The following is a 14,005-nucleotide window of genomic DNA, read 5'->3' on the forward strand; positions in this document are numbered from 1 at the left end:
GCCCACTCCACTCCCCGGGCGATACGCGTGCATTGGAGCCCGCGATGAGCAACATGATCACCGCGGACCTGGTCGACCTCGACCTGTCCGCCGACACCAAGGAAACGGCGGCGCGCGCCCTCGCCGAGCGCATGGTGGCCCTGGGCCGGGTGACCGACCTGGCGGGCTTCCTCGCCGACGTCGCGGCCCGCGAGGCCCAGATGCCGACCGGACTGGACGGCGGCATCGGCATCCCGCACTGCCGCAGCGAGCACGTGACCGAGCCGACGCTCGCCTTCGGGCGCAGCGCCGCCGGCATCGACTTCGGCGCGCCGGACGGCCCCGCCGACCTGATCTTCCTGATCGCCGCGCCGGCCGGCGCCGACGACGTCCACCTGACGATCCTTTCGTCGCTGGCCCGGCAGTTGATGAATGCCGAGTTCACCTCCGCACTGCGGTCGGCGGACGACGCGGCGGCCGCGGCGGCGCTGATCCGCGGGGAGCAGGCCCCGGCGGCAGACGGCGCCTCGCCCGACGCGACGGCGTCCAAGGGCGCGAAGAGTGCGGCCGCGGGCGTGAAGCCGGCGGCCGCGCACGGCGCCGGCGCTTCTGCCGGTGCGAAGGCGGCCGCGGGCACCGTCGAGGACACCGCTGCGGCGCCGGGGGCGGCCTCCGCCGGCGCCGCAGCGGGCAGCGCGGCCCCGGCGCCGGGCGCCATCGCGGGCGGATCCGCCCCGGTGCCCGGCGCCATCTCCGGCGAGTCCGGCGGTGGACAACCGTTCCGGATCGTTGTCGTCACCTCCTGCCCGACCGGCATCGCCCACACCTACATGGCGGCCGAGTCCCTGGAGAACGCGGGCCGTGAGGCGGGCATCGAGGTCGCCGTCGAGACGCAGGGCTCGGCCGGCTTCACCCGGCTCGACCCGGCCGTGGTCGCGGCGGCCGACGGCGTGATCCTCGCGCACGACGTCCCCGTACGGGACAAGGACCGCTTCGCCGGCAAGCCGACCGTCGACGTCGGAGTGAAGGCGGGCATCAACCGTCCCGGCGAGCTGATCGCCGAGGTGCGGGAGAAGGCCGCGCGCGGTGAGGTGGCCGCGTCGGCCGCGGCCGGTGGCGGTACCCCGGTCGAGCGGGCCGGCGAAGCGGGCGAGGGCTACGGCACCAAGCTGCGCAAGTGGCTGATGTCCGGCGTCAGTTACATGGTCCCGTTCGTGGCCGCGGGCGGTCTGCTGATCGCCGTCGGCTTCGCCATCGGCGGCTACAAGATCAACAAGGCGCCGTCGGTGATGCACCACTTCGTGTGGACCCAGGCCGACAGCTGGGCCGCGCTGCTCTTCCAGATCGGCCTGGTGTCCTTCGCCTTCCTGGTCCCGGTCCTGGCCGGTTACATCGCCTACGGCATGGCGGACCGCCCCGGCCTCGTGCCCGGCTTCGTGGGCGGCTCGATCGCCCTCACCATCAACGCCGGTTTCCTCGGCGGTCTGGCGGCCGGTCTGATCGCCGGTGGCGTGGTGATGGCGATCCAGCGGCTCAACATTCCGCAGGCGCTGCGCGGCATCATGCCGGTGGTGGTGATCCCGCTGATCTCCTCGGCGATCGTCGGGTTCCTGATGTTCGTGGTGATCGGCAAGCCCATCGCATCGGCGCAGAAGGGCATGACCCACTGGCTGAACAGCCTCTCCGGCGCCAACGCCATCCTGCTCGGCGCGCTGCTCGGCCTGATGATGTGCTTCGACCTCGGTGGCCCGGTCAACAAGGTCGCGTACACCTTCGCCACCGCCGGCATCGCGGTCGCGAGCCCGAGTGGGTCCGCGATGAAGATCATGGCCGCGGTGATGGCGGCGGGCATGGTTCCGCCGCTGGCGATGGCCCTGGCCACGACCGTGCGCGGCAGGCTGTTCACGCAGACCGAGCGCGAGAACGGCAAGGCCGCCTGGGTGCTGGGCGCCTCCTTCATCTCCGAGGGCGCGATCCCGTTCGCGGCGGCCGACCCGCTGCGCGTCATCCCGGCCTCCATGGTGGGCGGCGCGGTCACCGGCGCCCTGTCGATGGCCTTCGGCGCCACGCTGCGTGCCCCGCACGGCGGCATCTTCGTGGTCCCGCTGATCGGCAACCCGTTCCTCTACCTGATCGCCATCGCGGCCGGTGTGTGCGTGACGACGGTCCTGGTGGTCGCACTCAAGACGCTGCGCAAGCCCGCGCCGGGGGCGGCTCAGGGGGCGGATGGAAGCGCGCAGGGCGCGACGGGGGAGCGCAGGCAACCGGTGGCCGCGTGAACCACGGCGTCGGCCCCGATGCCCACGGCATCGCCAGCGAAGCCCACGGCGTCGGCCGTGAAACCATCGGCTACGGGCCGCGGCCGACGCCTTGTCCCTTTGGGGTGCTGTGAGTTGTTCACGGCACATGCGAGATACATCACGGTCCGGGCTGAAGTCCCGGGCCCTGGTGTCTACTGGAACACATGCCTGAGCACGTCTCGACCTTCATGTGGATGGGTGTGGCCTTCCCCGCCGCGCTGACCGTCGCCTGCATGATAGGCCTGGCCCGCATCCGGCGCCGGGTCCGCTTCGAGACGGCCCGGTGGCGCCCCGCACCCGCTCCCAGCCTGCCGGCCGTGCCGCCCCAGCCGGGGTCCGGCCCGCGGCGGGAGTTCGTCGAACTGACCCCGGCGGAGAGGGACGCGTTCGCGGGCCTGGTACGGCAGCTGGACGACGGCAACTGAGCCTGCCCGGCCGCCCGTGCGGCGCGGCACCCCGCCGGAGCGCCGTTCACCCCCGGCCCGCCGGTCGCGCCCTACGAGATCTGCGCCGCCCGACGCTCCATCGCGTCCCGGGCCGCGTCCTCCGTTGCGTACACCTCGCACATGTGGCGTCCGTCCGGAGTCGCCGTGTGCTCGACCTCCCACAGGGAGATCTCCATGCCGTCGCGGAGCAGGAACGCGTGCTCGTAGAGCGAGAAGCACAGGCCGGGCGCGCGGCCCGCGCGGCGCGGCCGCCCGAAGGCCTGGGTGATCTGGTGGGCGCAGGAGGTCGCCAGCAGGGAGGCGAGGTCCGCGCCCGGCCGGTCCGGGTTCTCCGCCCGCCGCAGCAGACGGCGCGCGTGATCGGCGGAGTCGTCGGGGGTGTACGCGTGCCGCGGCTCGGGCACCGGTGACAGCTGCACCAGCACCGGCAGTTCGAACTCCGGGGCGTCCGGTGGGAGCGGCAGCCGGGCGGTGGCGGTGCGCAGCTCCTCCTCGTCGACGTACACCTCGTGCTGCGGCTCGCCGCCGGGCACGGTGTTGTGGACGAGCTCCCAGAGGGTGAGCGCCGCGCCGTCCGCGAGCAGCCACGTGTGGCGGTACGTCTCGCGGTGCAGGCCCGCGCTGTGGTGCGCGGAGTACAGCGAACCGTCGTACGCCAGTGCGCAGTCGAGCTGCCGTATCGTCTCGTCGGGCAGCTCGAAGGAGTTCAGCGCGCGGCCGAGGAGTCGCGCGAGGTGCTCCTCCGGAGACTCGGGCGACTCGCGTGGCTCGTACGCTGCCGTCTCGTACGGAACGCTCAAGGTTTCTCCCGGCGTTGCTGCATGTCACCTTGTGGGTGCATACCGTAGCCCCTCGGTCGGACATCATGTCCGGGAACCGAGAAAACGTACGCCGGGAAAACTGCCGGGCCGCGCGGAAAGTTCCCGCGCGGCCCGCCGGTCTGTCAGAAACCGCTGGCCAGTGGCGGGTTGCCGATCAGGCAGCACTTCCGGCGAGCCACTCGCTCCATGACATGTTCCAGCCATTGAGCCCGTTGTCCGGGGCGACGGTCTTGTCGGGGGAGTGCTTGACGACCACCACGTCCCCGACGAGCGAGTTGTCGAAGAACCACTTGGCGCTGGTGTCGCCCTGCGCGCCCTGGACATCCGCCAGTCCGACGCAGCCGTGGCTGGTGCCCTCGCGACCGAAGGGCGGGTTGCCCTTGTTGTACCAGTAGTTGCCGTGGATGAAGGTGCCGGACGAGGTCAGTCGCATCGCGTGCGGCACGTCCGCGATGTCGTACTCCCCGCCGAAGCCGACCGTCGAGCCGTTCATGCGCGTCTGCATGAACTTCTCGGCGATCACCATTTGCCCGTTGTAGGTGGTGTGCTCCGGGCTGCCCGACGAGATCGGTACCGTCTTGAGCGTCTGGCCGTCGCGCACGACCGTCATGATCTGCGTGCTGACGTCGACCGTGGAGACCTGCGAGCGGCCGACGGTGAAGGTCACGGTCTTCTTCTGCACGCCGTAGGCGCCGTTCGCGCCCTGGACGCCGTCGAGGTCGATCTTCATCGTGACCTTCGAACCGGCCTTCCAGTAGTCCTCGGGCCTGAAGTCGAGCCGCTGCGGCCCGAACCAGTGCCCGACCACCTTCTGCCCGCTGCTGGAGGTGACCGTGATGTGCGACTGCACGGCCTTCTTGTCGCTGATCGCCTTGTCGAACGTGAACGACACCGGCATGCCGACACCCACCGTCGAGCCGTCGTCCGGCGTGTACGTGCCGATGAAGCTGTTCGCCGTCGTGACGGTCGTGAAGATGGAGTTGGCGGCGGCCGGGCGCCCGTCGGGGTCCTTCGCGGTCGCCGAGATCTGGTACTTCGTCCCGCGCTCCAGGTGCTCGGTCGGCTTCCAGCTGGTGCCGTCCGCCGAGACGGAACCCGCCACGGCCTGCCCCGACCCGGCCACGGTCATCTTCACCTGGGTCAGCCTGCCGTCACTGACCTTCACGCCGGTCGCGTTGATCGAGGCGTCCGTCGAGCCGTCCTTGGCCGAGATGACGATCTTCGCGGTCGACGTCTTGGTGGCGTCCTTGCCGTCGCCCTTGCCGGCGTCGGCGTTGGCGTTGCCGCCACATCCGGTCAGGGTGAGGGTGCCGACCATCAGGGCGGCACAGGCCCCCAGTACGCGCCGCGCTGCTATGTCCGGCGTTGTCACGGGCTGCTCCAGGTTCGTGTGATGTGCGTGGTCCGCTGCAGTACGTGAGTAAGGAGGGGACCGCCTGCCCCCGGGGTTCCCTCCGTCCCCGCCGGGTGCCGTCACGTGACAGAACCGGGACAATCGCGGACCGCGCGAGACATTGCGCCGACGGCCGGTCCGGTGGGGCGCGCCGGTCCGGTGGGGTGCGCCGGTCCGGTGGGGTGCGCCGGTCCGGTGGGGTGCGCCGGTCCGGTGGGGTGCGCCGGTCCGGTGGGGTGCGCCGGTCCGGTGGGGTGCGCCGGTCCGGTGGGGCGCGCCGGTCCGGTGGGGTGCGGTCGGTCCGGTGGTGCGTGGCCGGTCCGGTGGTGCGTGGCCGGTCCGGTGGTGCGTGGCCGGTGTGATGGTGCATGGTCGGTCCGGCCGGGTGCGGTCGGCCCGGCGGGGCGCGACCGGCCCGGCGATGTACGGCCGGGCACGCGGTGCACGGCACCGCCGCCGAGCGCGGCCGGGCCCGCCGCTACCGGTTCCCGTACAACTCCTCGTAGGCCGGCCACACTCCGCCCGGTCCGTCCACCGACTCGGCGGCGCGTACGGCCCGCACGATGGCGCGGGTCACCAGGTCCGCGCCCGCCGCGAGGAGGTCGTTCAGCGCGAGCGGTTGGCCGTGGTCGAGCGGGGTGGACCCGGTGGCCAGTGCGAACACCGTGTCGCCGTCGTTGAGCAGGTGCACCGGCCGCACGGCGCGCGCGATGCCGTCGTGCGCCGTCCCGGCCAGCTTCTGCGCCTGCGCCTTGGACAGGTCCGCGTCCGTGGCGACCACCGCGAGCGTGGTGTTCAGCGGGGGCGGTGTGTTCCGCGCGGCGGCCTCGGACACCCGCCGCCGAGCTGCCTCGTGGACCCGCGCGTCCGGATACCGCACCCGCCCGTGGAACAACTCCCCGTACAGCACACCCGTTTCCGGATCCATGGCCGAACCCGCCGCGTTGGCCACCACCAGCGCCGCCACCGTGATCCCCGAGTCGAGCACCGTGCTCGCCGTGCCGACCCCGCCCTTGAGCCGCCCCACGGCCGCCCCCGTCCCGGCGCCGACACACCCTTCACCCACCGGGTCACCCGGTTCGCTCGCGGCGGCGGCCTCGACCGCGGCGCGCCCGGTGGCCGCGTCCGGCCGGGCCCGGAAATCGCCGCCCCGGCCCAGGTCGAAGACGCAGGCCGCGGGCACCACCGGCACGACGTGCGAGGGATCGGGTCCGACGCGCACCCCGCGCCCCCGCTCCTCCAGCCAGGCCATCACACCGGCTGCCGCGTCCAGCCCGTAGGCGCTGCCCCCGGTCAGCACGACCGCCTCGACCTTCCCCACCAGGTTGCGCGGGTCGAGCGCGTCGGTCTCCTTGGTGCCCGGCCCGCCGCCGCGCACGTCCACGGCCGCCACGGCGCCGCCCTCCGGCGCCAGCACGACCGTGGTGCCGGTGAGCCAACCACCGCCCGTGCGCGTCGCATGCCCCACCCGCACACCGGCCACGTCCGTCAATGCGTCGACTGTCATGGGCCCCAGTCTCTCCCGGTCCGCCAGGCCGGGGTGATCCAAACGACACCCCCTGGACCCCACTCAGACACGGACCGGCCCAGCCGCTCAGGTGACCGGCGCCGCGGCCTGCTCCCCGCTCTCCCGGGCTGCCGTGCGTGCGGCCAGCGTCACCCCGGCCGCCACCGAGAGCGCCGAGACCAGGCCTGAGACGAGGACCGACCAGCCGCCCAGGAAGGTGCAGCAGATCACCAGCAGAGCGGTCGTGGGCAGCACCAGCTGCTGGACTGCGCCCGCCTTGAAGTGCCGCGCGTGCAACGCCCAGACGGTGAGCAGATACAGCGCCGTCGGGAGGGTCACCGCGGCCGAGGCGGCCAGGGTGGACAGGTGCGTCTTGCCGACGACCTGCTCGACGGCCACCTCCAGGCCCGCGCCGATCGCCGCCACGGCGGCGAAGATCACGTAGTGGCCGTATCCCCACAGGAACGCCTGCCGGTTGGAGCGCAGATGCCCGTGGATCGGCACCACGAAGTAGATCCACCAGGCCGAGAAGACGATCAGCAGACCGCCCGCCGCGATCGGCAGCAGTTCGGCCAGCGCCTCGTGCTCGTCCATGCCCGACTTCACGGCGATCGTCGCCGCCGAGACGGTTTCGCCCAGCACGATCAGCGTGAACAGCCCGTACCGCTCGGCGATGTGGTGCGGATGCCAGGAGGTGGCGCGCGCCTTCTCCGCGTACGGAGGCACGCACAGCTCCGCGGCCGCCATCACCAGGAACACCCACATCCGGGCGGACGCCGGCAGGAGCAGCAGCCCCAGCCAGCCGACCTGGCACAGCAGCACACCGCCCGCGTACCGCACGGCCATACGCCTCTCCGGGCCCTCGGCCGAGCGCGCGACCCGCAGCCACTGGGACGCCATCGCCAGCCGCATGATCACGTAGCCGAGCCACACCGCGAAGAAGTCGTGGCCCTCGAACGCCTGGGACACCCCGGCGGCCAGCACCAGCACTCCGGCGATCTGCACCAGGGTGACGACCCGGTACAGCACGTCGTCGTTGTCGTACGCCGAGGCGAACCAGGTGAAGTTCATCCAGGCCCACCAGATGGCGAAGAACAGCATCGCGTAGTTCAGGATGCCGTGGCCCGCATGCCCCTCCGCAACGGCATGCACCAGCTGCACGCCCGCCTGCGCCACGGCCACCACGAAGCACAGGTCGAAGAAGAGCTCCAGCGGCGAGGCGACCCGGTGCGCCTCGTGGCGCCGTCGTGCGGTCAGTGGGCGCAGGGGGCGGGAGGCCGGCCCGGGGCCCGGGGAGCCGGGCCCCGGCTGGGAACTGGACGTCATGGCTCCCAGCACAGCAGAAAGCCGCCGGAAATGCCCGGGACGGTGGCGTCGGCGGCGGACCGTACCCTGGGGTCATGAGTACCGCCCCCGAACCGCGCGACCCGAAGAGCGCACTGATCTTCGACGACCCGCTGAACCAGCAGTCCACGGACGACACCGACCGCGGGTGGGGCGAGCGCACGGACGGCGAGAGCGCCTCCGACCTGAAGCGCTTCCTCGACGAGAAGCCGCCCCACCACCTCTGAAGCCCGCGGTGCCACCCGGCGGTGGCCGCGCCGTTCGACGCTACCGTCCGCTGCGTTCCCCGCTCCGCTGGGCGACCAGCTCGTCGCGGATCTGCTCGAGCACCTCCAGCTCGGTCACCTGGGCGACCTCGTTGGTGCCCTCCCTCGCCTTCCTGCGGGCCTCCTGACGTGCCAGGAACCTGGCCATCGGCAGGACCATCAGGAAGTAGACCACCGCCGCGGTGATCAGGAACTGGAGAGTGGCGCCGAGTACCGAACCCCAAAATATCTGGATGCCCTGGTCGCCCTTGCACGGCGCGCTCAGGCACGAGCTGTAGTGGTCGAGGTTCTTGGTGCCGATCGCCCCGACGACGGGGTTGATCAAACCTTTCACCACCGAGTTGACGATGTTGCTGAAGGCGGCGCCGACCACCACCGCGACTGCCAGATCGACGACGTTCCCGCGCATCAGGAAGGCCTTGAAGCCGTGCCAGAGGCTCGGGTCCTTCTTCTCGCTCACTGCGGGGTCCTCCTCGGTCGTACATGTTGTGGAACAAACAGCTCCGCAACCTACGGCTCACCACAGCGTCACCGCCAGCCTGGCCGTCGCGCTCGCCCCGGCCAGGCGCGCCGCGGTCGAGCGCGGCACCGAGAGCGCGACCAGTGCCCCGCTCCCCGCCGTGTCGTCCACGGCCTCCGGCACCTTGGTCACCCGTGCTCCGCGCGCGACGACGCGGGCCTCACCGCCCACGGCCGGATCCTGTGCCGCGATGACGTCGACCCGGTCGCCGGGCCGCAGCAGCCGGACCGTCGCCGCGTCGGCGATCCGCACGGGCGCGGTCACCAGGTCCACGCCGTCCGTGCCGTGGCGTTCCCGCGCCGGGTCGGCCGTCGGCGGATGCCCGCGGGCCCGGCCGCCGCGCGGCGCATCCGGCGCGTCCCGCGGGCCCGCCGCCACCAGGGCGGCCGCGGTGACGGCGAGCCCGGCCGCCACGGCCCGCTTCCTGTGCCGCAGGAGCCGACGCAGCCGGCCCCGGCCGCCGCGCACCCGCACCGGCGCGAAGTGCGGCACCTGGCAGGTGGCGGGCGCGTCCGCCCCGGGCGGAGACGAAATGGGCGGTGGACACGAAAGCGGTGGACACGAAAGGGGACTGGGAGGCGCCGGTGAGGGAGAAGAGACCGGCGAAGAGCTGGGGGAGAAGGACGGAGAGCGGGAGGACAGGGACACGGGAATCACCACCTGCGGCGTGGAATCGGCTTGCGATGCCACGATGACGCCTCGCGGCGGCGCCCGCCGGAGCCCGTGCATTACCGACGGGTTGTGGAAAACTCCCTCACCCGAACGGCAATTTCCGCCCCTGCCGCAGCCGCTACGGCAACGCCAACTCCGGATCCTTGCCGCAGCCCGTTACGGCAGTGGGCACTCCGGATCCCCCGCCGCAGCCCGTTACGGCAGCGGGAACCCCGGATCCATCCCGCCGAGCGCGTTCGCGCACAGGCAGTCCCGCTCCTCGGCCGTCGGCAGCGCGGCCACCGCGTCGAAGAGCACGCCCCGCAGCCGTTCCACGTTGGCCGCGAACACCTGCAGGACCTCCTCGTGCGAGACGCCCTCGCCGGTCTCGGCGCCCGCGTCGAGGTCGGTGACCAGCGTGAGCGAGGTGTAGCACAGCTCCAGTTCCCGGGCGAGCGCCGCCTCGGGATGGCCGGTCATGCCCACCACCGCCCAGCCCTGTGCCTGGTGCCACAACGATTCGGCACGTGTCGAGAAGCGCGGCCCCTCCACCACGGCGAGTGTGCCGCCGTCGACGGGTTCCCAGTTCCGGCCGCGGGCCGCCTTGAGCGCGGCCGCCCGTCCGGTGGGGCAGTAGGGGTCGGCCAGCGAGACGTGCACCACGTTCGGCACGGTGCCGTCGGGCAGCGGCAGCCCGTCGAAGTAGGTCTGCACCCGGGACTTCGTACGGTCGACGAACTGGTCCGGCACGAGCAGCGTGCCCGGCCCGTACTCGGGTCGCAGGCCGCCCACGGCGCAGGGGCCGAGTACCTGGCGCACGCCCACGGAGCGCAGTGCCCACAGGTTGGCCCGGTAGTTGATGCGGTGCGGCGGGAGGTGGTGGCCGCGGCCGTGCCGGGGCAGGAAGGCGACCCGCCGCCCGGCGACCTCGCCGAGGAAGAGGGAGTCGCTGGGCGACCCGTACGGCGTGTCCACCTGGATCTCGGTCACGTCGTCGAGGAACGAGTAGAAGCCGGAACCGCCGATTACACCGATCTCTGCGTTCGCCATGGCCAGCACACTAGCCGCCCGCGGACGGGCCGAAGAACCCGCAGCGGAAAGAGAAGAACGCACAGCGGAAAGAGAAGAACCCACCGCGGCGAGGCAGCGAATACGGCTGCCACGGGGCGAGCGAAGGGTGCCCTCGCGGAAACGCCGAAGACCCTGCCGGAGTACGACGGCAGGGTCCCCGCGGAAGGAAGGTCAGGCGGCGGAGCTGCCGGCCGAGCTCGTGGACGACGAGCTCTTCGAGCCCGAGGAGTCGGACGACGACGAGGAGGAGCTCGACGACTTCGACGACGTCGCCGACGAAGAGGCCGGGCTGCTGCTGGACGAGGAGCCGCGGCTGTCGTTGCGGTAGAAGCCGGAGCCCTTGAAGACAATGCCGACCGCGGAGAACACCTTCTTCAGGCGGCCACCACAGCTGGGGCACTCGGTCAGGGCGTCATCGGTGAACTTCTGCACCGCCTCAAGGCCCTCGCCGCACTCGGTGCACTGGTACTGATAGGTCGGCACTGTCTTCCTCCTGGCACTCTCACTCAATGAGTGCTAACGACGGTCCATAGTGACGTATTCCTTGGGATCAGTCCACTGTCACAGGGGCGCGGTGACCGACGCCACGTGCGACCGTGCGGCTGCGCGGCCGGGCCGTCAGCCGCGACCGCAGGGTCACCAGGGTCACGAGGGCGAGCACCGTGCCGGCCATCGGCACCAGGAACCCGGCGCCGCCCCAGAGGTGGTCCTCCAGCTGCCCGGCGACGGTGACGGCGGCCGCCTGGCCGAGCGCGACCGCGCCCGTGAGCCAGGTGAAGGCCTCGGTGCGGGCGCCGGCCGGGACCAGGCTCTCGACCAGCGTGTAGCCGGTGATCAGCGCGGGCGCGATGCACATGCCGACCAGGAGGCCGAGCGCGGCCAGCAGCAGCACCGAGTGGGCGGTCCACAGGGCGGAGGCGGCCAGCGCCAGGGCCGTGTAGCCGAGGACCAGACGGCGCTGCGGGGCGACCTTCCAGGCGAGGGCGCCGCAGACGACGCCGGAGAGCATGTTGCCCGCGGCGAAGGTCCCGTACAGGACGCCGTTGAGGCCCGGCTCGCCGATCGACTCGGTGAAGGCGGCCAGCGAGACCTGCATGCCGCCGAAGACGGAGCCGATGCCCAGGAAGGTCACCACCAGCACGCGCACCCCGGGGACGCGCAGGGCGGAGGCGTGCTCCACGCGCGCGTGCCGGTCGGCCGAGACGGACGGCTGGGTGCGCTTCTGCGCGGCGAAGAGCAGGCCGCCGACCAGGGTCAGCGCGGCCTCGGTGACCAGACCCGCGGCCGGGGCGACGGCGGTGCACAGGGCGGTGGCCAGCAGCGGGCCGACGACGAAGGTCAGCTCGTCCGTGACGGACTCGAAGGCCGCCGCGGTGGTCATCAGCGGTGAGTCCTTGAGCGTCACGCCCCAGCGGGCGCGCACCATGGGCCCGATCTGCGGCACGGAGGCGCCGGTCGGTACGGCCGCCGCGAACAGGACCCACAGGGGGGCGTGCGCCAGGGCGAGCGCCGTCAGGGTCAGGGCCGCAAGGGTGTGCACCAGGACGCCGGGGACGAGTACGGCGCGCTGTCCGTAGCGGTCGGCGAGCCGGCCGCTGTACGGCGCGAACAGCGCCATGGAGACACCGGTGACGGCCGCGGTGGCGCCGGCCGCGCCGTAGGAGCCGGTGGTGTGCTGTACGAGCAGCACGATGGAGAGGGTGAGCATCGCGAACGGCTGGCGCGCCGTGAAGCCGGGGAGCAGGAACGTCCAGGCGCCGCGGGTGCGCAGCAGCTGCCCGTATCCCGGGCGGGAGGAAGCCGTCGAGGTCTTCGCCGGTTCGTCGGTGGTGACCGTGGATCCCACGGCCCGTGCCTTTCTGCCGCCTGGTAGCGCGGGCCCCGTCGAGGGTCCGGGCGCCGAGAGCTGTCCTCTTGCGCGGACTGCGGTAGATACCGGCGCCCACTGCGGGGGGCGACTGGCCGCCATACGGTCGCGCCAGCTCTGCGTCAGGCAGAGTTGGTTCGATCAAAGTGCGCCTTCATCGTACAGGGGGATTGGCGCGTGCACCTGTGAAGATCGGCATACTCTCCGGCGTTCGCCTGCGATTACGGGGGGTGTGAATCGTGCGAAACGTGGTCTTTACGTCGGCTGATGTCGACTGATGACGGCTGATGACGGCTGATGACGGCTGATGACGGCTAATGACGGCCGCCCGCCCCGGCGCCGTCGGTGCCCAGCCAACTCGCCAGCTTTCCGCCCCGGCCGACCGCGCGCAGCCGCTTCTCCGCCGCCTCCCGGACCGGATCGGTGGCCACCACGAGCAGCTCGTCGCCGCGTCGCAGGACGGTCGCGGGAAGCGGCACAAACGATTTTCCTTCGCGGACGACGAGGGTGACGGCCGACCCGGCGGGCAGCCGCAGCTCATTGACCTCCACGCCGTGCATCCGCGATCCCTCCGGGATGGTCACGGACAGCAGATGGCCGCGCAGTCGCTCCAGGGGCGCGGACTCGATGCCGAGGTCGGCGGCCTCGGGGCCCTCGCCCAGGTCCAGCCAGCGGGCGAGCCACGGCAGGGTCGGACCCTGGACCAGGGTGTAGACGACGACCAGTACGAAGACGATGTTGAAGATGCGCCGGCTCGCGTCGACGCCGTTCACCATGGGGATCGTCGCCAGGATGATGGGCACGGCGCCGCGCAGCCCGGCCCAGGACATCAGGGCCTGCTCCTGCCACGGCACGCGGAACGGCGTCAGGCTGGCCACCACGCTCAGCGGCCGCGCCACCATGGTCAGCACCAGGCCGATGACGAGCGCGGGCCACACGTCGTCGCCCAGGTCGTGCGGGGTGACCAGCAGGCCGAGCAGGACGAACATGCCGATCTGGGCGATCCAGCCGACCCCTTCGGCGAAGCCGCGCGTGGCGGGCCAGTGCGGCAGCTTCGCGTTGCCGAGCACCACCGAGGCCAGGTAGACGGCCAGGAAGCCGCTGCCGTGCGCCAGCGCGCCGGCGGCGTAGGCGGCCACGGCGATCGCCATGACGGCGATGGGGTAGAGGCCGGAGGCGGGGAGCGCCACGTGCCTGAGCCCCCATGAGCCGAGCCAGCCCACCGCGACGCCGATGGCCGCGCCGATGGCCAGCTCCAGGGCTATGGTGCCCACCAGTACGTACCAGTGTTCGAAGGGGCCCGCCTTGGTGAAGGCGAGGACGAGGATGACCACCGGGGCGTCGTTGAAGCCGGACTCCGCCTCCAGCGTGCCCGTCACGCGCGCGGGGAGGGGCACGCGGCGCAGCACCGAGAAGACGGCCGCCGCGTCCGTCGAGGACACGACCGCCCCGATGATGAGCGCCGGCCGCCAGTCCAGCCCGATGAGGTAGTGGGCGCCCGCCGCCGTGATCCCCACGCTCACCGCGACCCCGACCAGCGCCAGTGTGGCGGCGGCCGGCAGGACCGGCCCCACCTCCTTCCACTTCGTGCCGAGACCGCCCTCGGCCAGGATCACGACCAGGGCCGCGTATCCGATGACCTGGGTCAGTTCGGTGTTGTTGAAGTGGATGCCGCCGACGCCGTCCTGGCCCATGACGACGCCGATCCCCAGGTAGACGAGCAGGCTGGGGAGCCCGCTGCGCGAGGAGATCCGGACCGCTGCCACGGCCACGAGCAGGACGATCGAGCAGACGAGCAGAAGCTGGTCGAGATGATGAATAGTCAGCGGCGGTTCCCTTC

At 72.1% G+C, this 14,005-nt stretch carries 13 protein-coding genes; 3 read left to right on the forward strand and 10 right to left on the reverse strand.

The features are described from left to right. Positions 1-44 precede the first annotated feature (44 nt). Together AB0A61_RS12205 and AB0A61_RS12210 are read left to right on the forward strand one after the other, a co-directional pair. Positions 45-2,258, forward strand: a complete 2,214-nt coding sequence (locus AB0A61_RS12205) for a fructose-specific PTS transporter subunit EIIC (RefSeq protein WP_361290175.1) — start codon at positions 45-47, stop codon at positions 2,256-2,258. Between the two features lie 185 nt (positions 2,259-2,443). Continuing rightward, positions 2,444-2,704, forward strand: coding sequence for a hypothetical protein (locus AB0A61_RS12210; protein WP_361290178.1), 261 nt, complete (start codon positions 2,444-2,446; stop codon positions 2,702-2,704). 71 nt (positions 2,705-2,775) lie between these two features. On the opposite strand, the gene AB0A61_RS12215 is transcribed toward AB0A61_RS12210, so the two are convergent. The 4 genes from AB0A61_RS12215 to AB0A61_RS12230 form a co-directional block, all read right to left on the reverse strand. Beyond that, on the reverse strand, positions 2,776-3,525 hold the full coding sequence (locus tag AB0A61_RS12215; protein ID WP_361290180.1) for a DUF6227 family protein: 750 nt from the start codon (positions 3,523-3,525) through the stop codon (positions 2,776-2,778). Positions 3,526-3,700: 175 nt separating this feature from the next. After that, positions 3,701-4,918 (reverse strand): Ig-like domain-containing protein, encoded by a 1,218-nt coding sequence (locus AB0A61_RS12220; protein WP_361290183.1) that lies wholly within the window; start codon positions 4,916-4,918, stop codon positions 3,701-3,703. Positions 4,919-5,417: 499 nt separating this feature from the next. Continuing rightward, positions 5,418-6,446 carry a P1 family peptidase gene (locus AB0A61_RS12225; RefSeq protein ID WP_361290186.1) on the reverse strand — a complete coding sequence of 343 codons (1,029 nt, stop codon included), beginning with the start codon at positions 6,444-6,446 and terminating at the stop codon, positions 5,418-5,420. Between the two features lie 87 nt (positions 6,447-6,533). Continuing rightward, on the reverse strand, positions 6,534-7,772 hold the full coding sequence (locus tag AB0A61_RS12230) for a low temperature requirement protein A (RefSeq protein WP_361290189.1): 1,239 nt from the start codon (positions 7,770-7,772) through the stop codon (positions 6,534-6,536). Positions 7,773-7,846: 74 nt separating this feature from the next. Between AB0A61_RS12230 and AB0A61_RS12235 the strand changes: the two genes are divergently transcribed. Then, a complete protein-coding gene (locus AB0A61_RS12235; RefSeq protein WP_361290192.1) occupies positions 7,847-8,017 on the forward strand; it encodes a hypothetical protein in 171 nt (56 codons plus the stop codon). 40 nt (positions 8,018-8,057) lie between these two features. On the opposite strand, the gene mscL is transcribed toward AB0A61_RS12235, so the two are convergent. The 6 genes from mscL to AB0A61_RS12265 form a co-directional block, all read right to left on the reverse strand. Beyond that, positions 8,058-8,516 carry a large conductance mechanosensitive channel protein MscL gene (gene mscL / locus AB0A61_RS12240; protein ID WP_361290195.1) on the reverse strand — a complete coding sequence of 153 codons (459 nt, stop codon included), beginning with the start codon at positions 8,514-8,516 and terminating at the stop codon, positions 8,058-8,060. 57 nt (positions 8,517-8,573) lie between these two features. Next, the gene (locus AB0A61_RS12245) at positions 8,574-9,110 is read right to left on the reverse strand and encodes a hypothetical protein (RefSeq protein ID WP_361290800.1); all 537 of its coding nucleotides are present in this window, start codon (positions 9,108-9,110) and stop codon (positions 8,574-8,576) included. A gap of 333 nt (positions 9,111-9,443) precedes the next feature. Next, the gene (locus tag AB0A61_RS12250; RefSeq protein ID WP_361290198.1) at positions 9,444-10,277 is read right to left on the reverse strand and encodes an S-methyl-5'-thioadenosine phosphorylase; all 834 of its coding nucleotides are present in this window, start codon (positions 10,275-10,277) and stop codon (positions 9,444-9,446) included. A gap of 192 nt (positions 10,278-10,469) precedes the next feature. Then, complete coding sequence (locus AB0A61_RS12255; protein WP_361290201.1) at positions 10,470-10,781, reverse strand: FmdB family zinc ribbon protein; 312 nt, start codon at positions 10,779-10,781, stop codon at positions 10,470-10,472. A 67-nt stretch (positions 10,782-10,848) separates the two neighbouring features. Further along, complete coding sequence (locus AB0A61_RS12260) at positions 10,849-12,144, reverse strand: MFS transporter (RefSeq protein WP_361290204.1); 1,296 nt, start codon at positions 12,142-12,144, stop codon at positions 10,849-10,851. A gap of 335 nt (positions 12,145-12,479) precedes the next feature. Next, the gene (locus AB0A61_RS12265) at positions 12,480-13,991 is read right to left on the reverse strand and encodes a potassium/proton antiporter (RefSeq protein WP_361290803.1); all 1,512 of its coding nucleotides are present in this window, start codon (positions 13,989-13,991) and stop codon (positions 12,480-12,482) included. Positions 13,992-14,005: the final 14 nt, after the last annotated feature.

The sequence above is a fragment of the Streptomyces sp. NPDC046197 genome, from assembly GCF_040646295.1.
GTDB lineage: Bacteria > Actinomycetota > Actinomycetes > Streptomycetales > Streptomycetaceae > Streptomyces.

Excerpts from the sequence above, each read along its gene's own strand:
- AB0A61_RS12205 (WP_361290175.1), top strand. The coding sequence starts at position 45 with ATGAGCAACATGATCACCGCGGACCTGGTCGACCTCGACCTGTCCGCC.
- AB0A61_RS12210 (WP_361290178.1), top strand. The coding sequence starts at position 2,444 with ATGCCTGAGCACGTCTCGACCTTCATGTGGATGGGTGTGGCCTTCCCC.
- AB0A61_RS12225 (WP_361290186.1), bottom strand. The coding sequence starts at position 6,446 with ATGACAGTCGACGCATTGACGGACGTGGCCGGTGTGCGGGTGGGGCAT.
- AB0A61_RS12230 (WP_361290189.1), bottom strand. The coding sequence starts at position 7,772 with ATGACGTCCAGTTCCCAGCCGGGGCCCGGCTCCCCGGGCCCCGGGCCG.
- AB0A61_RS12235 (WP_361290192.1), top strand. The coding sequence starts at position 7,847 with ATGAGTACCGCCCCCGAACCGCGCGACCCGAAGAGCGCACTGATCTTC.
- AB0A61_RS12250 (WP_361290198.1), bottom strand. The coding sequence starts at position 10,277 with ATGGCGAACGCAGAGATCGGTGTAATCGGCGGTTCCGGCTTCTACTCG.